Origin of the sequence: Croceicoccus sp. Ery5 (genome assembly GCF_020985325.1) — a bacterium.
Taxonomy (GTDB): Bacteria; Pseudomonadota; Alphaproteobacteria; order Sphingomonadales; family Sphingomonadaceae; genus Croceicoccus.
Genome location: NZ_CP087587.1, coordinates 3,320,222 through 3,339,146 on the forward strand (window position 1 = coordinate 3,320,222; position 18,925 = coordinate 3,339,146).

The 18,925-nt window shown below is 63.3% G+C and carries 18 protein-coding genes; 10 read left to right on the forward strand and 8 right to left on the reverse strand.

The window, feature by feature from the left end:
- Positions 1-30: 30 nt before the first annotated feature.
- Positions 31-996 (forward strand): endonuclease/exonuclease/phosphatase family protein, encoded by a 966-nt coding sequence (locus LOZ74_RS15820; RefSeq protein ID WP_230291972.1) that lies wholly within the window; start codon positions 31-33, stop codon positions 994-996.
- Here LOZ74_RS15820 and LOZ74_RS15825 read toward each other — a convergent pair.
- Entirely contained in the window at positions 987-2,477 is a 1,491-nt protein-coding gene (locus LOZ74_RS15825; protein ID WP_230291973.1) for a lipopolysaccharide biosynthesis protein, read from the reverse strand. The two genes, LOZ74_RS15820 and LOZ74_RS15825, sit on opposite strands and share 10 nt — an antisense overlap.
- A gap of 522 nt (positions 2,478-2,999) precedes the next feature.
- On the opposite strand from LOZ74_RS15825, the gene LOZ74_RS15830 reads away from it, so the two are divergent.
- The gene (locus tag LOZ74_RS15830; protein ID WP_230291974.1) at positions 3,000-3,275 is read left to right on the forward strand and encodes a hypothetical protein; all 276 of its coding nucleotides are present in this window, start codon (positions 3,000-3,002) and stop codon (positions 3,273-3,275) included.
- Positions 3,276-3,341: 66 nt separating this feature from the next.
- Here LOZ74_RS15830 and LOZ74_RS15835 read toward each other — a convergent pair whose 3' ends face one another.
- From LOZ74_RS15835 to LOZ74_RS15855, 5 genes are all read right to left on the reverse strand, one after another.
- Positions 3,342-4,805 carry a glycoside hydrolase gene (locus LOZ74_RS15835; protein WP_230291975.1) on the reverse strand — a complete coding sequence of 488 codons (1,464 nt, stop codon included), beginning with the start codon at positions 4,803-4,805 and terminating at the stop codon, positions 3,342-3,344.
- 121 nt (positions 4,806-4,926) lie between these two features.
- Positions 4,927-5,973 (reverse strand): glycosyltransferase, encoded by a 1,047-nt coding sequence (locus LOZ74_RS15840; RefSeq protein WP_230293929.1) that lies wholly within the window; start codon positions 5,971-5,973, stop codon positions 4,927-4,929.
- Between the two features lie 98 nt (positions 5,974-6,071).
- Positions 6,072-8,207 (reverse strand): polysaccharide biosynthesis tyrosine autokinase, encoded by a 2,136-nt coding sequence (locus tag LOZ74_RS15845; RefSeq protein WP_230291976.1) that lies wholly within the window; start codon positions 8,205-8,207, stop codon positions 6,072-6,074.
- Positions 8,208-8,289: 82 nt separating this feature from the next.
- Positions 8,290-9,669, reverse strand: a complete 1,380-nt coding sequence (locus tag LOZ74_RS15850) for an outer membrane beta-barrel protein (RefSeq protein ID WP_230291977.1) — start codon at positions 9,667-9,669, stop codon at positions 8,290-8,292.
- A 152-nt stretch (positions 9,670-9,821) separates the two neighbouring features.
- Entirely contained in the window at positions 9,822-10,199 is a 378-nt protein-coding gene (locus tag LOZ74_RS15855) for a hypothetical protein (RefSeq protein WP_230291978.1), read from the reverse strand.
- A gap of 213 nt (positions 10,200-10,412) precedes the next feature.
- On the opposite strand from LOZ74_RS15855, the gene LOZ74_RS15860 reads away from it, so the two are divergent.
- Positions 10,413-11,045: a polysaccharide biosynthesis/export family protein gene (locus LOZ74_RS15860; protein ID WP_230291979.1), complete on the forward strand. Its 633-nt coding sequence runs from the start codon at positions 10,413-10,415 to the stop codon at positions 11,043-11,045.
- Positions 11,046-11,226: 181 nt separating this feature from the next.
- On the forward strand, positions 11,227-11,904 hold the full coding sequence (locus LOZ74_RS15865; RefSeq protein ID WP_230291980.1) for a response regulator transcription factor: 678 nt from the start codon (positions 11,227-11,229) through the stop codon (positions 11,902-11,904).
- Between the two features lie 119 nt (positions 11,905-12,023).
- Here LOZ74_RS15865 and LOZ74_RS15870 read toward each other — a convergent pair whose 3' ends face one another.
- Positions 12,024-13,259 carry a cell wall hydrolase gene (locus LOZ74_RS15870; protein WP_230291981.1) on the reverse strand — a complete coding sequence of 412 codons (1,236 nt, stop codon included), beginning with the start codon at positions 13,257-13,259 and terminating at the stop codon, positions 12,024-12,026.
- A gap of 164 nt (positions 13,260-13,423) precedes the next feature.
- Between LOZ74_RS15870 and LOZ74_RS15875 the strand changes: the two genes are divergently transcribed.
- The 5 genes from LOZ74_RS15875 to dapE all read left to right on the forward strand — a co-directional run bounded on the left by LOZ74_RS15875 (position 13,424) and on the right by dapE (position 17,173).
- Complete coding sequence (locus LOZ74_RS15875; protein WP_230291982.1) at positions 13,424-13,888, forward strand: zinc-ribbon domain-containing protein; 465 nt, start codon at positions 13,424-13,426, stop codon at positions 13,886-13,888.
- Positions 13,889-14,004: 116 nt separating this feature from the next.
- On the forward strand, positions 14,005-14,634 hold the full coding sequence (locus tag LOZ74_RS15880) for a DUF4136 domain-containing protein (protein ID WP_230291983.1): 630 nt from the start codon (positions 14,005-14,007) through the stop codon (positions 14,632-14,634).
- A 21-nt stretch (positions 14,635-14,655) separates the two neighbouring features.
- Positions 14,656-15,789 (forward strand): M14-type cytosolic carboxypeptidase, encoded by a 1,134-nt coding sequence (locus tag LOZ74_RS15885; protein WP_230291984.1) that lies wholly within the window; start codon positions 14,656-14,658, stop codon positions 15,787-15,789.
- 45 nt (positions 15,790-15,834) lie between these two features.
- Positions 15,835-15,966: a hypothetical protein gene (locus LOZ74_RS18235; protein WP_255673824.1), complete on the forward strand. Its 132-nt coding sequence runs from the start codon at positions 15,835-15,837 to the stop codon at positions 15,964-15,966.
- 67 nt (positions 15,967-16,033) lie between these two features.
- A complete protein-coding gene (gene dapE / locus LOZ74_RS15890; protein WP_230291985.1) occupies positions 16,034-17,173 on the forward strand; it encodes a succinyl-diaminopimelate desuccinylase in 1,140 nt (379 codons plus the stop codon).
- Here the strand turns inward: dapE and LOZ74_RS15895 are convergent.
- Positions 17,170-17,520, reverse strand: a complete 351-nt coding sequence (locus tag LOZ74_RS15895; RefSeq protein WP_230291986.1) for a YigZ family protein — start codon at positions 17,518-17,520, stop codon at positions 17,170-17,172. The two genes, dapE and LOZ74_RS15895, sit on opposite strands and share 4 nt — an antisense overlap.
- 153 nt (positions 17,521-17,673) lie before the next feature.
- Here LOZ74_RS15895 and LOZ74_RS15900 point away from each other — a divergent pair, with 153 nt between their 5' ends.
- Positions 17,674-18,912, forward strand: a complete 1,239-nt coding sequence (locus LOZ74_RS15900) for a dicarboxylate/amino acid:cation symporter (protein WP_230291987.1) — start codon at positions 17,674-17,676, stop codon at positions 18,910-18,912.
- The last annotated feature ends 13 nt before the right edge of the window (positions 18,913-18,925 follow it).

The following is an 18,925-nucleotide window of genomic DNA, read 5'->3' on the forward strand; positions in this document are numbered from 1 at the left end:
GGCAGGCATCGCTGGCATCGGCTGCGGCGCATGGCTGCGGTGGCGATACTGGTGCTGGCCGCGCTGACACTGGCGGTTTCGTGGGCTGGCGCGTTCGTGCCGCTGGCCGACAATATCAATATCGCCGCCGCCTATTGGTGGCCGGTGCTGGTGATTGCCACCGCCGCCGCCTGCTGGTTCTTGCGCGATCTGCGTGCTTTGGGACTGGGCATTGCGATGATGCTGGCGGCACTGGCCACGGGGCTGGTGCTGTTCCGGCCTTTGCTGAAAAGCGCGCCGCCCGTGGGGCATCGCAGCCAGACGATCCGCATGATCGAATTCAACATGCTGAAAACCAATCCCCGATCGACCCGCGATGCCGAATGGCTGGCCGCGCAGGATGCCGATATTCTGGTCCTGCTGGAAGCGTCGCGCATGCAAAAACACTGGGGCAAGGTGCTGCAGGACAAATATCCGACCATGGTGGCCTGTTCGGTGCATTATCCCTGCTCGACCGTGATGTTTTCGCGCTTTCCGTTGCTGGGGTCGGAATCGTTGGCGGGCGACGGCGATGCGGATAATCGCAAGGCATTGTCCGCGCTGACCGCCACGCTGGATGTGAACGGAACCGAATTCACCGTCTTTGCCGCCCATCTCGACCGGCCATGGCCAATGGGCGAGCAGGAAGATTGGGTAGGGCCCATGCGCAAGGCAGCGGCGGCCGTGCCGGGCCCTGCGGTGATGACAGGTGACTTCAATTCATCGCCATGGACCCACGCGGTGCGCAGCATTGGCGAGAGCGGGGATTTCCGCCTTGCCAGCGGCTTTGCGACCAGCTGGCCCGCGCGCAATCCGGCTCTGCTGCGCCTGCCGCTGGATCAGCTTTACCTGCGCGGCAGGGTGCGGGCGATCGATGTGCGGACCGGACCCCGGCGTGGATCGGACCATTTGCCGCTGATGATCACGCTGGAAATCCCCGGCCACGGCGACGCAGCCGGACCGGCCCATCAGGATTGAGCGGGCGCGGCGCTGAACCGGCGCAGCCCCGATTGCAGCAGGTCGATCAGGAAATGCTCGGGACTATCCTCGGGCAGGCCGGACAGCTTCCACAGCGCCAGATGCACCGCGACATAGGCAAGGCCTGCCGCGATTCCCGCCACGCCCATTTGCATCACCAGTTCAAGCCAGTTCTCGCCCGGCATATGGTGCACGACGAGATAAAGCGTCGCGGCGAAAACCCCGCTCGACACGACGGATCGCCACGGGTTCACCAGCTGCGTTGCGATGCGCACATCGGCAAGCCGCGATACCATCTGCAAGCTCATCCCCGTATGCACCAGCCCTGCCAGCACACGGCCCAGCACTGCGCCGATCAGCCCGTAATAGATTGCGCCCAGCGTCACTGCGGGGATCGACACGATCAGCGTGGCCAGTTCGCGCCAGATCATCTGCCGGATCTCTCCCGTCGCCATGGCCAGCGAATGGGCAGGCATGGAAAAAGTCGCCGCCGCGTTCAGCAGCGATATCGCCTGCATCACCGGCACCACGGGCAGCCATTCCTCTCCCAACGCCAGCCGGACGAGCGGATCGGCCAGCACCGCCAGCGCCAGCGATAGCGGCAATATGGCGAACACGATCATTCCCTGACCCCGCAAATAGCTGCGGCGGAAACGGGCAGGCTCCTCGCGGATTTGCGCAAGGCCGGGATACATGACCGCCAGCAGCGGCATGGCCAGCGACCAGCTGGCCGTGGTCGCCACGCTGCGGCCCATCGAAAAGAAGCCCAGCGCCGCCTTGCTGACAAAGCCGCCGACGATGAAACGGTCCCCCTCTGACGACAGGGTCGCCATCACGCGCGAAATCGTGACCTGACCCGCAAAGGACAGGATGAAGCGCATTTTTCGCAAGGTGAAATGCGGGCGATAGGGCGCCAGCACATGGGTGGCGATCATCTCGATAATCTGGGGCGTGACCGACAGCAGCACCAGCGAGAGATAGGATTGCGTGTACCACGCGCAGGCCACCGCCAGCACGAAAGAGGTGATGCGGCAGATCGCATCGATCGTGGCGGCAGGCTTGTAATTTACATCGCGCGCGAAGCGAACCATCATCGGGCTGCGCAGCCCGCGCGCAACCGGCGCGATACCCAGCAGGCAGATCAGTAGCACCAGCCGGTTATCGTCATAAATCATCGCCAGCGGCACCGCCGCCGCGCATAATAGAGCGCCCACGCCCAGCCCGCGCAGGGCCGACAGGGTGAACGCCGTGTCCACATCCTCGCGCAGCAGTTCTTTTTCGCGCAGCAGCGCATCCTCAACCGGCAATTCGGTAAATGATTCAAGCACCATCAGCGCGGCAAGGCCGATAGTGACCACACCGAAATCGGCAGGCGACAGGAAGCGTGCCATGACGAGAGCGGCCAGAATATCGAGACCGCGGCCCAGAAAACGGCTGCCGGTCAGAAATGCCGAGGATGCGAATACTTTGCGGGCTAGCATCGGTGTTGGGCGACTTTCATCTGTTATGTCCCCGCATTCAATAACATAGTTCGCGGCGATGGAACGGCTTTGCCGGTTCGATTTCAAATTGGCACAATTACCGGCGAATGAAAAATCGCGCTGCGCCGGACCGTTGCGAAATCCACCGAGACCATGCGCCAGGGGGGCCGGCTCGGCCATCGGCAATTCGCGGCATACCCCGATTTAGCAATCGGCGCGGCCCACGCGGCATTTCGCGCCCGTAACGCATGCTGCTGACAAAGCCCGATAATCCGGTCGGGAATGATCCTGCTATCCGCCGGATAGGACGGGAATGCGGCTTTTTTCTAGCCATTCGGACCGCGCCTATCGATTTCGAGTCATAGGGTGCGCGCACGGATAGGGATGCTTTTCTTGTCAATTGCATCGGTTAAATTGGGACAGGATGTGTCATCGCGGAACATTTCCAAACACGGCCACAAGAGGCGGCGGCATATGTTCGATCATAATTTGAAAGCGGGTCTGATGCAGGAAGGATGGAATTTGGACGACGAAGACGGCACCCCCGCTCTGCCTTTCCTCCCCGACCTGCAAGGCGACGGCGGCACTCCGCCGTTCGAGGCGTTTGCCCATGTGTCGAAACGCATGCTCGACGGCTATAGCCTGCTGGTCAGCAGCGGTTTCCGGCCCGAGGCGATCGGCATGGCCATGCTGGGCGCGACGGTGAACTTCTATGACATGCTGGGCATGCGCGATGTGCTGCCCGATATTCTCCGCTCTATGGCGGACAGCATCGACAGCGACGACGCGGTCCATTGATGCCAGCAAATGGCGCGGCGGCCCAAGCGGACCCGTGCCGTTCTGCGTTACCTCAGCGCCAACACTCTATTCGCTAACGCGCCAGCCCCGGCGGACAGGGGGCAAATCTTCCACCTCGACTTCGGCAGCACCCTCGCTCTCCGGCTGGGCTGCGCCCTGCTTCACGCGTCGCAGCGCCAGGGCCGCACCTGCGAGTATGGCGAATTCGCCCGTGGGCACCGGCGATGCCGCCGCGACAAGCGAGGGGATTTGCGACACCAGTGCCGCGGTTGCAGCCGCCCCGCCAAGCCGTGCCGCGATCGGCCCTGCAGCGCCCCATGACGATCCGCGCCGCGGTTCGAACACCGCGAGCAGATAGGCGACGAAGCTGATCACCCCGATCGCGCCGCAAGATCCGATGATGGCAGTCGCAAGGCTGGACGACCGGAAACTGCCCGGCCCGATGCCAAGACCCCACGACACGACGAAACCCTCCAGCCCCTGCATCGCCCAGAAAAGGCGCTGGCGGCCCGATTCGCTGTCTGCCTTGGCGAACAGCATATCGTCGATCATCTTGCCGATCGCCTCGGTAAAGGCGGGCAGCGCGGCGAGCAGGATCGCCGTCAGCACCGCGCCGGCAAGGCCGATAATGGCCGCTTCCCTGATGCGCGAATGGCTGGCGAGGGTTGGGAACAGGGCAATCCGCACCGCGAAGAACAGCGCATAGCCGCCCAGCCCGACATAGGCGGAGGAAGAGGTGGAGAAGAACATCACCAGCGCCAGCAGCAATGCCGCCCGCCCCGTCGCCTTGGGCTCGATCGAGCGATACCAGCACTCTGCCAGAAACACGAACCACGAAAAGGCAAAGGCCGCCCATGACGAGGGTTCGGGAAAGATGCCGTTGATCCGGATGAACCCTTCATAGGCCTGACTATGCTGCGTGTAATTGGCATTGCGCAGCAGGGTGAAGAAACTCTCGATCGGGGTGCCGCGACCCACGGCGCCCAGAACGCCGGTGATCGAATGCACCCACGCGATCACCACCGCGGTCTTGACCAGCGCATTGGCGCCGCCGCGATAGATGCAGGCGACATAGGTAGCCACCGCCGTCAGCAAGGCGCCGACCAGATAGACCGACGCGGTCATGTTCTGCGATGTCGGCATCAGCGGAGACGTATCGAACAGCCCGCCATCGCCCCCTTCGAAGCGGAGCGGCGTGACATTGATCTGCCCCGCAAACAGGCGCGGCCCGACATAGGCGATGGCCACGCCATAGACGACGAAGACGATCAGCCAGAAATTCTCTTTGAATGCGGGGCCGAGCGAGTCGAGGAACCGGCTGCCGGGTATGACCATACGCAGCCAGATGAAGGCCAGCGCGAACTGGGCAGGCGGAATGGAAGAGCCGCCCACCGCCGTCAGAATGATCGCAGCCGATCCGCCCATCATGCCCGACAGCATCAGAAAGGCGAGCATGCCCGCCAGCGATCCGCGGATAAGCAGCAGCAGGCCGATGGCGGCCATGATCAGTCCGATGAACGTTACCGTCATGAAGGATCCGCGGCATTCCCCATGGCCCGTCCCTCTGTCGGACGGTCTTCCTTTATCCGCCGCCGCGCACAGGGCGCGACAGCTTCTGTGCCCTGCCTAGCGCAAGCGGAGCATGCTCGCATCAGCTATATTGCTTGGTCAGTTGCCGGATCTGCTGGTCGAACCGTTCGGGCGCGAAATTCTGCGCGTGGCTGACGGCGTCGGACGGATTGAAATGGGGCAGCCAGCGTTCCATCTCCTCGATCCCGGCGGCCAGCGATTCGGGCGTCTGCCGGTCGAAAAAGATGCCGGTACGGTTATGCACCACGCTGTCGAGGATGCCGCCGCGGCCAAAGCCCAGCACGGGCCGGCCCGAAGCCATCGCCTCGACCGGAACGATGCCGAAATCCTCTTCCGCCGTGAACACCAGCGCGCGGGCGCGGGCATAGGCGCGGCGCAGCTCGTCGAAATTCAGGCGGTCGACGAAGCGTATATTGGGCTTGGCGATCTTTTTCAGATGCTTTTCCATGCCGCCGACGCCCACCATCAACAGCGGCTTGCCACTGGCGTTAAAGGCTTCAACCGCCAGATCGGGCCGCTTGTAGGGGACCATCTGGCCGACCCACAGATAATGGTCGTCGATCTCGGTCGATGCGGTGAAAAGGTTCGTTTCCACCGGCGGATGGACGACATCCGCCTCGCGCCGCCAGTTCTTCATGATGCGCTGGCGGATGAAGTTCGAATTGGCGACGAAATTATCGACCCGCGCGCTGGAGGACACGTCCCATTCGCGCAGCTTGTGATACATCATCGGCATGGCCGCCCGCGCCAGCGGGTTCGCGCCCTTGCGATATTGGTGATAATGATCCCACAGATAACGCATGGGTGAATGGCAATAGCACATGTGATGGCTGGTCGGATCGGTGATCACGCCCTTGGCCGGACCGCTTTCGGACGAGATGATCAGATCGTATCCGTTCAGGTCGAACTGTTCCAGAGCCATGGGCATCAGCGGCAGGTAATACTGATACCACTTCCGGCTCATCGGCATCTTGTTGATGAAGCTGGTGGTGACCTTCGCCTCGTTGATGGCGTCGGACATTTTGGCCGGATCATAGACATGGGTAAAGATGTCGGCCTGCGGGAACAGGTGCAACAGCCGTTCGAGCACACGCTCGCCGCCGCGCATCGACACCAACCAATAATGAACGATCGCCACGCGCGGCTCCGAAAAACGGGGGCGGGGCGCATCGTCACCGGGGTGGAAGGTTACGGGTTGAACCGCATTCACGCGTAATACTCCCGGTATTCCTTGTAATAGAAATTGGGATCGCGCTTGGAGAACAGGCCCCGCTTGCGCAGGTCGACCTGCGTCAGCGCAATCCCCGCGCGCGACACCCTGCCGCGCGGCAACTGGCGAAGCGCTGCCTGCACCGCCTGGACGGTGGTGCTGCGCCAGCGCGCCAGCATGATCGTCGTATCGGCATATTGCGCGATCGAACGCGTGGCCGCGATCGGCAGCACCGGCGGCAGATCGAGGATCACATATTTAAAGCCCTGCCGCAGGGCAGTCAGGAATTCCTCGAACTCCGGCCCGCTCATCAGCGATTCGGCGCGCTCGCTGGTCGACACGATGGGCAGGATGGCCAGCCCTTCCTTGCCGTGGCGGATCGCCTCGGAAAGCGTTGCCTTGCCCGACAGCACATCCAGCAGGCCCTGCGTTTCGTCCGACAGGTTGAGCAGGCGCGACACGCCGCGCTTCACATAGTCGCAATCGACCAGCAGGGTCGGATGCCCCTGCATCGCCAGCATTTGCGCAAGGCAGGTCGAGGTGACCGTCTTGCCTTCCTTGGGCAGGGTCGAGGTGATCGCGATGACCTGCGGCGGTGTGTCGCATTGCTGCTCCACCGCGATCATCAGCGACCGGAACGCCTCGGTAAAGGGCGAGCGCGGCTCTTCCAGAACGGCACCGACGCCATTGGTACCCTTTGACACCGATTGCAGCAGCGGGATCGAGGCGAGATAGTTCTGGCCCAACTCCTGCTCGATCTGCTCGGGCGTGGAGATGCCCTTGGCGGTTGCGTCTGCGATCATGGCGGCGAACACGCCCAAACCCACGCCCAGCACCAACGACAGCGCCATGTTCAGCACCGTATTGGGCGCGCTCGGCTTGGTCGGAACCTCGGCCAGCGTGATGATCCGCGCATTGGGCCGCTCGGTCCCTTCGGCAGCCAGCAATTGCTTATAGCTGGACAGATAAGCTTCATAGAGGCCCTGCGATGCCTCGGCCTTGCGCTCAAGCTCGCTCAACCCGACCATGGCCGCGTTCGAACGCGACAGCTTTGCCTGTGCCGCGCCCAGCGATCCGGTCAGCGATCCAAGACGCTGGTTCGCCACGTCACGCTCTGCCCTAAGGTTCGAGATGACGCGGTTGATTTCCGCCTGAATCCGCTGGCGCACTTCGTTCAGCTCGTTTTGGGTGCGCATCAGTTCGGGGTGGTTGGGGCCATAGCGCGCCGACAGATTGGCGACCTGCCCCGCCAGCGTTGCCTCTTGCGAACGCAGCGAACCGATCACGCCCGAACCCAGCGCCGCGCCGACATCCTCGCCGCTCGACCCGCTGCGCAATTGCGCGGTGGCCGTGTTCAGACGCGCCTGCGCTTCCGAAGCTTCGGCCCGGGCGCGGGTGACTTCCTGGTTATAGCTCGAGATTTCCTGCTCGGTCAGCGAACTGCCCGAGGTCGAGAGAAGATCGTTGGCAATGCGATAGCTTTGCAGATCGGCCGTATCGGCCTGCGCCTGCGCGCGCAGCTCTTCCAGCCGTTCGCTGATCGTGCCCATGGCTTCGCCCGCGCGGGTCTGGGTCGCCAGCACATTCCACAGGGTGAACTGGCGCGCATATTCATTGGCGATCTTGGCCGCATCCTCGGGCGTCGGCGCGTCATAGGAAATCGACAGCGCATAGCTTTCGCCCGAACGCCCCGCGCTGACATGATCCTGCAGCGTATCGACGATTTCGCGCCGGTCGGCCGCACTTGCGCCTTCCAGCATTTCCAGCGCCTCGGCCACGCGGGTCGCCATCTCGCGCGAGGTGATGATCTGGACCTGCGTTTCGACGAAAGCAGCCGACAGATCGGGGGCGGGCCCGCCTTGCTGGCCATCGGTATTGACCAGCTCCTCGTTCGAGGTTTCGAGGCTGGTGACGGCCGTTGCCGTATAGGTCTTGTCCGCCAGCACCGAATAAAGCGCGCCCAGCAGCATGCAGGCTGCGATCACGGCCGCGATCAGCCAGAAATGGCGCTGCAGGAACGAGATCGACTTCGAAATATCGACACGGTCGGTATGCGCGGGAAGCTGGTCCCCCACCTCGACAAGCGCCCGTCCGGGCATGCCCGGCTGCATGATCTGCTGAGAGACGTTCATGGGCATGTCCATTCCACACTCTGGCCCGAAAGGATCGGGAAGGCCGCGGCTTGCGCCGTGGCGTTAAGGCGGGGGTTAGGGATCAAAGCGATACCGACAGGCCGACGCGGAAGCTGGCCCCCTCGTACTCACGGGGGATATCGACGCCCGAACCGGTCTGCTTGCGATAGCCGGCACCGGCGATGGCCGTTACCTCGTCGATAATCAGATAGCGCAGCGTCAGCTCGCCACCCACGCGGGATTCGTCACGGTCGATGCCCTGATAATCCCAATTGTCATAGGTCATTTCGACACCCGTCAATGTACGGCGACCAAGGCTGCGTTGCGCTACGACGCGCATGCGCGTCTGCAACACGGCGGGCACATTTACTTGCGGGGATCGTTCGAAGCTGCGAGCCCCTTCTAGCCCGAACAGCCAGCGCGGCGTAGGCGTCCAGCGACCTGATACGCGGAAGTTGAAGCCGTCGAAATTCTCGACAGCGGGATCGTCGAAGCTGCGATAGGTATAGCCTATGGCCGCTTCGGCATCGATCAGGTCCGACACCTCGGTCCGCAGGCCGACCAACACACCATAGCCGTCCGAATCGCGCGGCGCTTCGTCGGGGTTGGATTTGTAGTCAATCTGGCTCGCGTTCAGCTCGACAAAGGTGCGCAGCTTGCCCGACACTTCGTAGTCCGCGCGGACGAAGCCGCCTAACGAATCCTCATCACGCCACTCGTTCGACTGAATCTCGCCGTCGAGCGTCGAATCGTCATAGCGCGCCTGCGAGTAATTGCCGCCTGCGCGCAGTTCCAGCTTGCCGCCGGTGCGTTCCAGTCCACCGCGTACTTCGAACACATCAAAGGCAAGCGGCTCGTCGGTCAGGAACTGGTCCCCGAAAGTACCGCGCGGCTCAATCCTTTGCGCATAACGGACCGAGGCATTGGCCGAGGTACGCTCGGCCAATTCCAGCCGTCCGCGGGCGGTAACGCCCCACTGGTCCGAATTCTCGCTCTTCGTATCGAAATAGCGGCGCAGCATGGCATCGGCCTCAAGCGCGATTTCGTGCCGGGCAAGATCCGGCTCTACCGCAATGCTGGGGCGGAATACGGCGACCGTGTCCTCCACCTCGAAACTGTCGGTATTAAAGATATTGGTGTCGTGTTCGATATCATATTCGAAACGCGGAAAGATCAACACATTGCCGGTGCGCACGCCATCCGTTTCGGGGCGCAGCAGCAGGTTTTCGGGTGTATCCACATCCAGCGGCTGTGCCTGTGCGGCGGTATGCACTGCCAAGACGGCAGCCAGCGAGACGGCAGTGCGCGCAGCCGGGCGCGCAAACAGGCCCAGGCCCGACACCGAACGGTGCAGGCTGTGTTTGAAACCGCGTGCGAGCGTGCGGGCCGACTGGCCCTCCCAATTCTTCAGAATGATCTTAGACCCCCAAAAGTCGTAACTCTTTTGATTTTTGTTACTCATCCACGAGAACGAGGGTTTACCCCCGCAATCCGCCCCGATGCCGACTGCAGCGCCGCTATAGGCGTTAACCGTAAAGGAGCGGTTTCCATGGCTCGCCAAATCACGTTCGCAGGCGCGACGACCCGCAGCCTGCGCCGAAGTGACCGGCGCGCTCACAGCCATTCTCCGAACGGGCGAAAGGCCGACAGCGGCGCCCGCCCCCTACCCTGCCCTGCCGCCGCGACCAGCAGGAGGGCCCCGCCACAGACGCACGGGTCGGAGGCATCGGCGAATTGCGGAAATGCGCGTTTTTCAGCCCGTTCGGCGCAGGCCTTGCGCACATCCTCGGGTAACGACACGGCCAGTGCGATCAGTGCGTCCTGCGCCGAAAAGGCCGCCGGACCGGCGCCCGCCGACATGGCAGCCGCCTCGCGCTCCACCGCCCGGACGAGCCCGCCGAATGCGGGAATCGCAGCCTGCCCACGCCCTTTAACGGCGGCGTCTCGCGGGCGGGAATCGGGGGTAAAACAGTCGAGCAATGCAGAATCCATGTCACGTCAATCTACGTCACATGATCGCCCGCCTTCCGCTTTCGGGCAAACGCGCATAGGAACTACCCCTGCCTATCCGGTGGGGCGATCCACCAAGGCAAAAGGGGTTGTCTCCGATTGGTAATGGTTGAAATCTTTCGACAACCCTAATGTTCGGATATGCGGCCTCTGCCAGAGGGATTCGCAACCATCTGTTTCGACGGGAGAATAGAGATGTCCTTGCCTGCCGATCTTCGCCGCACCGCTGCGGTTTCGGGCCGCCGGCTCCTGCGCGCGGCGCTTGTATCGGGCGCGATCGCCATGACCGGCTTCGGCCTTTCGGGCTGCGCCAGCACCGGCTATCCCACGGCCAGCGTGTCCGAGGCGAACACGTCGGTCAGCGCCGGCTATGCGGTTGCGGCAGGCGACAATCTCAAAGTCACCGTGTTCGACGAACCCTCGCTCACCGGCGAGTTCCAGATCGACAGCGCGGGCAATCTGGCCTTGCCGCTGATCGAAAAAGTGGCGGTGACGGGCAAGACCCCGAACGAGGTAGCCGCGCTGATCGGTACCGAGCTGAAATCGGGTGGTTATGTGCTCGACCCGAAAGTGTCGGTCGAAGTGCTGGCCTATCGCCCCGTCTATGTTCTGGGCGAGGTGACCCAGCCGGGCGAATATCCCTATTCGCCGGACCTCACCTTCTTTCAGGCGATCGCCAAGGCCGGAGGATTTACGCCCCGCGCCAACAAGACGATGGTCGTTCTCCAGCGCGCCGCATGGTCGACACCCCGTGCGATTAAGCTTACGGACGAGCCACTTATCATCGCTCCCGGCGATACGGTGATGATCGAGGAATCGTTCCTCTGATTGTCCCAGATCGGGACATTAAAAATCCGTAAACTTTTGAAATTGCGTTTTTCGTCGGATTCCCTTTTTTTGCGACTGCGAACGGATGATTCGACCTCTCCTGGGGGGGATCGGGGTCGGAAACCATCATCCGCTTGCACCGTTAACGCCGTTCACTCGGCTCGCATGTGGGGGTTTCTAAATGTCCGATCTCGTATCTCTCGTCTGCCGCAATCCGCTTCAGCGTGAAGGGCTTGCGCGTATTCTGTCCGCTTCCGATTTCGAAGTGCTGTCCTCGGCCGCCGATGTGCGCGATGTCGACTGGGCGGCCACCAATGGCAACGCGCTGGCGGTTATCGACACCGACGTCACCACCGATGCGGTGGGCGCGGTCCAGTCCATTCTGGCCCAGAACCCCACGCTGAAATGCGTGCTTCTGGTCGATATGCTCGACATGCGCGTCATGCTCGACGCATTCCGCGCCGGTGCACATGCCTATCTGGTGAAGGACATGGATTACGTGCCGCTGGTCACCACTCTCAAGCTGGCGGCACAGGGGCAAAAGATCGTCCCGCCGAACATCATCGACGCGCTGGAAGGTCAGGCAATCAGCTTTTCCGATCCCGCCGGTGCCGAAAAGGCGCTGGATTCGGCCAATCTTTCGCAGCGCGAAACCGATGTCCTGTGCTGCCTGATGGCTGGCCATTCGAACAAGGTGATCGCCCGTTCGCTGGATGTCAGCGAAGCGACCGTCAAGGTTCACGTCAAGGCGATCCTGCGCAAGCTGAAGGTCGGCAATCGCACGCAGGCCGCGATCTGGGCCACGAACAAAAGCGTGGGCGCCCATTCGCCGATGGGTGCACAGCTGCTGGCGATGTAAGCCGCAGCGAATGACGCCATTAAAGGGCGGCGCGGTTCGGGGGGACCGCGCCGCCTTTTTCTTTGGTTTGCGGTGATCAGGCCTGTGGCAAAACGGGCGGCAGCCTGACGGGCAGCAGTCTAACGGGCAGCGAGGCGGCTGCGATCGCGCATCAGTTGTCGCAGTGCAGCATCGTCCTCGGGCAGGCACTGGTCCGTCGACGGGCGCGTCACGGTGCGACAATCCCACAATGCGCGATCAAGCCCGGAGTTGCCGTCGCGCGTATAAAGGAAGGCCGGACGCCCCTCTGCCGCGCGGCCTGCGGGATAGCCGACGACCTGGCAATCCGCCCTGCCGCCACAGCTGTCCAGCGCGGTCATCGCCCAGCGGCCCGACGGCTGTTTCATGTCCAGACCCAGCACGATGCGCTGCCCAGCGGCTTGCCCAGCTTGCGACGGTGGCAATGAACCGACCATTTCGGCAAAGCTTTGCGGTTCGGGGCCGGTCGGCGCTTCGACATCGTCCATGGCGCGATGGTTCGACAACCACGCCAGCTTGGCGATTTGCGGCTCCTCGCGCTTGCCTTGGTCGCGGAAGACGCGCCGACTGCCGAAGCCGCCCGGCCAGCGATAAAAGATATGCGGCCCGACCTGCGCGATTTTCTGCAGGTTCGGGCTCCAATAAGGAACCACATAGTCGGCGTGATAATGCGTGGCGGTGCCGACCGACTTGTCGACCGATCCCGCCAAAGCCTCGCTCGCCACCTTTTGCGCGGCGCGCCACTGCGCCTCGCTGGGGCGGCGGCGCAGCGCGCCATCGCAGGTAAATGTGAACTGGCAGCCGGTCTGGCGTTCGGCCCCTTCGAACACGACTTCGCATACGGTTTTGGGATAGGCCGGATGGCGCACGCGGTTCAGCACGACCTGTGCCACCGCGCGCTGCCCCTCGCGGTCGGCCCCCGCTTCATAGAAGGCAGCGGCGGCCAGACAATCGGTCGCGCGCACGCGGTCGTCCGCACCGGCGGCAAAGCGGAATGCGGCGGGAATTTCGGGTTTGCCGTCGAACGGGCGCGTCGCGTTCAGTTCCGCCGCGCTCTCTTCGTCGATTTCCATGATTTTGAGGGCGCTTGTTTCATCCGCGGCGACCTCTATCGCGGGGGACGGGACGGTGACGGGCGCTGCTTTGGCCGTCGGAACGCCCGGTTTGGCACCGTTCGTGCCGCCATCGGGCCAATATGCGACCATCGCCACGCCCGCCAGCAGCACGGGCAGACCGATCCCGATCGCACGCGCACTGCGCAAGAGCGGCCCTGCGGGTTCCGTTGCGGCAGGCGTGTCGTCCGCCATCGCGGGACTCGGCTGGATATCCTCTTCCATGATGCCGATTTTGCCCCAGCCCCGCCTTCTCCGAAAGGTCGAAAGCGGACTACCTATGCGGAATGAGTAGCATTAATGCTCTGGTTTAAACCCACAGCAAAAGGCGGTAAAGATCGGGCAGGTCGCTTGAAACACGAAGCTATTGAAAGCAAACGGCTCTTATCATGCGCGTGACCTGTAGCCAATGTGACAAAGCCTATAGCGTCCCTGCCGGTCTGGTCGGGGGCGATGGCCGTGCCATGCGCTGCGGCGAATGCGGCTCGCGCTGGTGGCAGGATGGTGACGGTTCGACCATGGTGGCAGAGGCATCCAGCCGCACGCTGGTCGTGATGTCCGATGGCCGCTATCGCGAGGAACATCACCGCTTCACCTCGTTCTTCGACGGGATTTCGAACCGCTTTTCCGCCCAGCCCGACGATGCGACAGGGTACGATACGGGCCGTTTCCAGCGGCTGAAACAGTCGCGCGCGCAGCGCCGCCACCGCGAAGCGAACGCCATCGTGGAGGCAGAGTACAAGGAGATCCGCGATTTCGGCCATATCCGCGACTGGTGCCGCATGTGGCTTCCGCGCATGGCGGTCATTGCCCTGTTCCTTGCGGTGCCGCTGATCCTGTTCCTTGCGCCCTGACCGACCGTTCCGACCGGTATCGCAGCCCCTAATGGCTTGAACTGACGCCGCTTTGGGGCCAGTTTCCAGTGACTGACGGCTCGCAATGCGCGGGCTTTGCAAGAGGCGGACAGCCGATGACGACGAATTTCACGCGATCCACCCTGATTCCCGCCGTGCTGGCCAGCGCCATGCTGGGCGGCTGCGCACCTTCGCTTCAACCGATACAGGTTACGCGTTTTCACGCGCCCGAAATCGCCACTGCGGGTCAATATGGCAGCATCTCGGTCGTGTCGGCACCGTCGGGCGGCGGAGAGATGGGGAGCGGGGCCACGCTCGCCGTCGCGCCCTATCACGATGCCGTTCTGGCCGAACTGGTACGCATCGGCTTTACGCCCGCCGCATCGGGCAGCAGCACCCGCGTGGCAGAGGTGAAGCTGACCCGCGACACATGGCAGCCGGGCCGCGATGGCAGCCCCGTCAGCGTGGGCGTGGGCGGATCGACGGGCAGCTATGGCTCAGGCGTCGGCGTCGGCCTTGGCATCGATCTGTCGGGCCCGCCGCCCGAACAGGTCGGCACCCATATGTCGGTGGTGATCCGCGACCGCGCCAGCGGCCAGTCCGTCTGGGAAGGGCGCGCCGAGCAGGTCGTCGCGGCCAAGCAGGAACTGGCGCAGCCCGCCGCCTCGGCGCAAGCGCTGGCCAAGGCGCTGTTCGTGGACTTTCCGGGCGAAAACGGCGAAAGCTATAGCGTCAAGCAGAAGTAATCTTCCGTTCAAGGAATTCCCGTGCAGCCCATCGCCATCCACGCCGCCTTCGACAGCGGCAATATCGAAACACGCCGGATTTCGGGCGCTCAGGCATGGCTGGAACTGCGCCCCGATCCCGGCAATGCCTTCAAGCAATGGTTCCATTTCGGCATCAGCGGCGCCAACGGGCGCGAGTTGATCCTGAAGATCGGCGATCTCAACAACTCGGCCTATCCCGCCGGCTGGCCGGGATATCACGCTGCGGTGACAGAAGACCGGCTGCGCTGGAACCGCGCCACCAGCAGTTTCGACGCGAACGAGGATGGCGGCACGCTGACCATCCGTTACACGCCATCGGGCGATCTGGCGTGGTTTGCCTATTTCGCGCCTTTTTCGCTGGAACGGCACATGGAACTGGTCGCGCGCAGCGCGGCGGCCAAGGGGGTCGGCCATCGCGTGCTGGGCCACTCGCTCGACGGACGGCCGATCGATTGCCTCGAACTGGGTGAAGGCGAAAAGCATGTCTGGCTGTTCGCGCGCCAGCATCCGGGCGAAAGCATGGCCGAATGGTGGATGGAAGGCGCGCTCGCCAAGCTGACCGACCAGTCCGATCCGGTCGCGCGCGCGCTGCGCAAGGCGGTGCGGTTCCACATCGTGCCCAATTGCAACCCCGACGGTTCTTTCCGCGGCCATTTGCGCACCAATGCGGTGGGAACCAACCTAAACCGCGAATGGGACAATCCGACGCCAGAACAATCGCCCGAGGTATTGGCGATCCGCAATGCGATGGATGAAACGGGCGTCCATTTCGCCATCGACGTACACGGCGACGAAGCCATTCCCCACGTTTTCCTTGCCGGATTTGAGGGGATGGCGGGACTGCAACCGCATCAGCAGGCAGGGTTCGACCGTTACAGCGCCCTGCTCGACGCGCAAACGCCCGATTTCCAGACGCGGCACGGCTATCCCATCACGCCGGCCGGACGGGGAAATCCGGCGATGGCGACCAACCAGCTTGCTGCGCGCTATGGCTGTGTCTCGATGACGCTGGAAATGCCGTTCAAGGATCACGACGATCTGCCCGATCCGGTACAGGGGTGGAGCGCGGAACGATCGGCACAGCTGGGTCGCAGTTGCCTCGACGCGCTCTATCGCTGGCTGAAAGAGAGTTAAGTCCTGTTTACCTTTTGGTAGGGTTTGGGGGCGCATCATCGCCCCATGGCTCAACGAATCGCCCGCGCCGCTACCCAGGTCCAGACCGCCGACGTGGTCACGGGCATTGCGCGCTTTGCGATCGTGGCCGGCAGCGCCGCCGCGCTGATCCTGGCCGGGCCGTTCCTCCCTTTCTGAACCGCGGTCCGCAGTCTTCACCGCGGCCCCTTCCCCACTGTGACGCCTTGGGCTAGGCGGTGCGGCGATGACCGATAGCGCCACCCTCTCGCCGCTGGACCTTGCCAGCCGTCTGATCGCCTGCCCCAGCGTGACCCCCGCCACCGGCGCGGTGTTCGACGCGCTGGAAGCGATGTTGCGTCCGCTGGGCTTCACCGTCTGGCGCAGCATGGATGGCGAATCGCCCGACGGGCCGGTCGAAAACCTGCTGGCGCTGCGCAGTGGCCCCGAAAACAGCCGCCATTTCGCCTTTGCCGGCCATCTTGACGTGGTGCCCACCGGCCATGGCTGGAACAGCGATCCGTTCACGCCCGAAGTGCGCGGCGACATGCTGTTCGGGCGCGGCGCGGTCGACATGAAAAGCCAGATCGCGGCGATGGTCGCGGCGGCGGCGAATATCCCGCAAGAGGCGGGGACGATCAGCTTTATCATCACCGGGGACGAGGAAGGCCCCGCCCGTTTCGGCACGCTGGCCCTGATGGAGCACATGGACGCGCGCGGGATAAGGCCCGATCTGTGCCTTGTCGGCGAACCGACCAGCGTGAACCGGCTGGGCGACATGATGAAGATCGGGCGGCGCGGCAGCGTGAATATCTGGCTGGAAGTGCACGGGAACGAGGGGCATGTCGCCTATCCTCATCTGGCCGCCAATCCGATCCCGCGCCTTGTCGCCATGCTGGCCGAGCTGGACGCGCTGGTACTGGACGAGGGGACCGAATGGTTCCAGCCATCGAACCTGGAAATTACAGATCTTGAGGTTGGCAATCCGGCGACCAATGTGATCCCCGCCGTCGCCAAAGCGCGGCTCTCGATCCGGTTCAACGACCGGCACACGGGCAACGAACTGGCGACCCGCGTGATGGCGATTGCCGAACGCCACGGCGGCGTGGCCCGTCCCGTCATCAGCGGCGAGCCGTTCCTGACCGCGCCGGGCGATTTCAGCACGCTGCTGGCCGATGCGATCCGCGCCGAGACGGGGGTGGAGCCCGAAATGTCGACCAGCGGCGGCACATCGGATGCCCGTTTCCTGAAAAACCTGTGCCCCGTCATCGAATTCGGCCCGTGCAACGCCACCATGCACAAGCGTGACGAGGCGATCGCCATTCCCGATCTTGAGGCGCTGGTCCGGATTTACGAACGCGCGGCGCTGGCGGCCCTTTCGCTTTAACCCAAATCCTCGAGATAGATCCGCACCGCATCCTGCACATGGCGGAACCGGTCGCCGCCCAGATGCTTTCCGCCATACCAGCGGGTGACGACGATCAGATGGTCGCGCAGCCCCTCGCGCTCAAGCATGCGCAGGATCACCATGCCCGCCCCTGCCTCGCCGTCGTCATTCTTGACCGGGCCGTCGGCGCAGATCAGGCCCCAGCTGTTATGCGTGGCCTTGGCGAAACGCTTGTTGCGCTTCAGTTGCGCCAGCAAGTCCCCCGCCTCTGCCGCCGACGCGCAGGGCGCACCCGAAACCGCATATTTCGATCCGCGGTCCGAGATGATCTTGTCGATAATCCGCATGGATCCGGCCTTTAGGCGGGGATCACGCGCCGCGCAAACCGTCTGCCCCCCTTGCGGGCACGGCGGCACACGGGCACAAGTTTCCTCTGAAACAGTCTTAAGCTGAAACGGTCATACGCAGAAACTGGCCATCAAAGGGATCACACCGCGCCTATGTTTTCCACCTGGTTCCGAATTCCGCTGTGGCAGCGGGTTATCGCCGCGCTGGTTCTGGGCGTAATCACGGGGCTGGTGTGGGGTCCGGGGGCGGAAAGCATCAAGATCGTGGGCGACGTGTTCATCGCATCGATCAAGATGCTGGTGGTGCCGCTGATCTTTTTCAGCCTGGTATCGGGCGTGGCCGCCATCGGCGACTTGCGCAAGCTGGGCGCCGTGGGCGGGCGGGCGATGATCCTGTTCGTGGTGACCGGCCAGATCGCGGTGTGGATGGGCCTGACGATGGGCACGCTGCTGAAACCGGGCGAAGGGTTGGATCAGTCGCGCATCGAAATGGGCACCGTGCCCGAGGCGGCGACTCAAAGCTGGCGCGAGATGGTGCTGTCGATCGTGCCGCAAAGCCCCGTGCAGGTGATGGCCGACGTCAATGTGCTACCGCTGATCGTCTTTGCCCTGCTGATCGGCATCGGCATTCTGATGGCGGGCGAAGAAGGCCATCCGTTGCCGAAAATCTTCGATGCGGGGTCGGTGGTGATGCAAAAAATCACCATGATCGTGATGGAGCTGACCCCGTTTGGCGTATTCGCGCTGATGGCGTGGGTCGCGGGCAGTTTCGGCACCGATGCGCTGCTCTCGCTCGCCAAGCTGGTGGGGCTGAATTACCTTGGCTGCCTGCTGATCATTTTCGGCATCTATTCCGCGATGATCAAATTCCTGGCCCGGCTGCCGGTGCGCGATTTCTTTCGCGGCATCGTCGATGCCATGGCCGTGTCCTACTCCACCGCCAGTTCCAATGCGACGCTGCCCGTCACGTTGCGCTGTGCAGAGCGGAACCTTGGCGTTTCCAACTCGGTCGCCAGCTTCGTGATCGCGCTGGGCGCGACGATCAATATGAACGGCACGGCGATGTATCTGGGGCTGGCCACTTTGTTCGGCGCGCAGATTTTCGGCGTCGATTTGTCATGGGCCGATTATTTCATGATCTCGATCACTGCGACACTGGGCGCGGTGGGCGCGGCGGGTATTCCGGGCGCGGGGCTGATCATGATGACGCTGGTGTTCTCCAGCGTCGGCGTGCCGCTTGAAACCATCGCCTTTGTCGCGGGCGTCGACCGGATCATGGACATGATGCGCACCACGACCAATGTGTCGGGCGATGCCGCGGTGGCGACCACCGTGGCGGTCATGACGGGTGAGATCGACCGCGCCGAAATGATCAGCGCCGACGACGTTTAAGGGGGTAGAACCA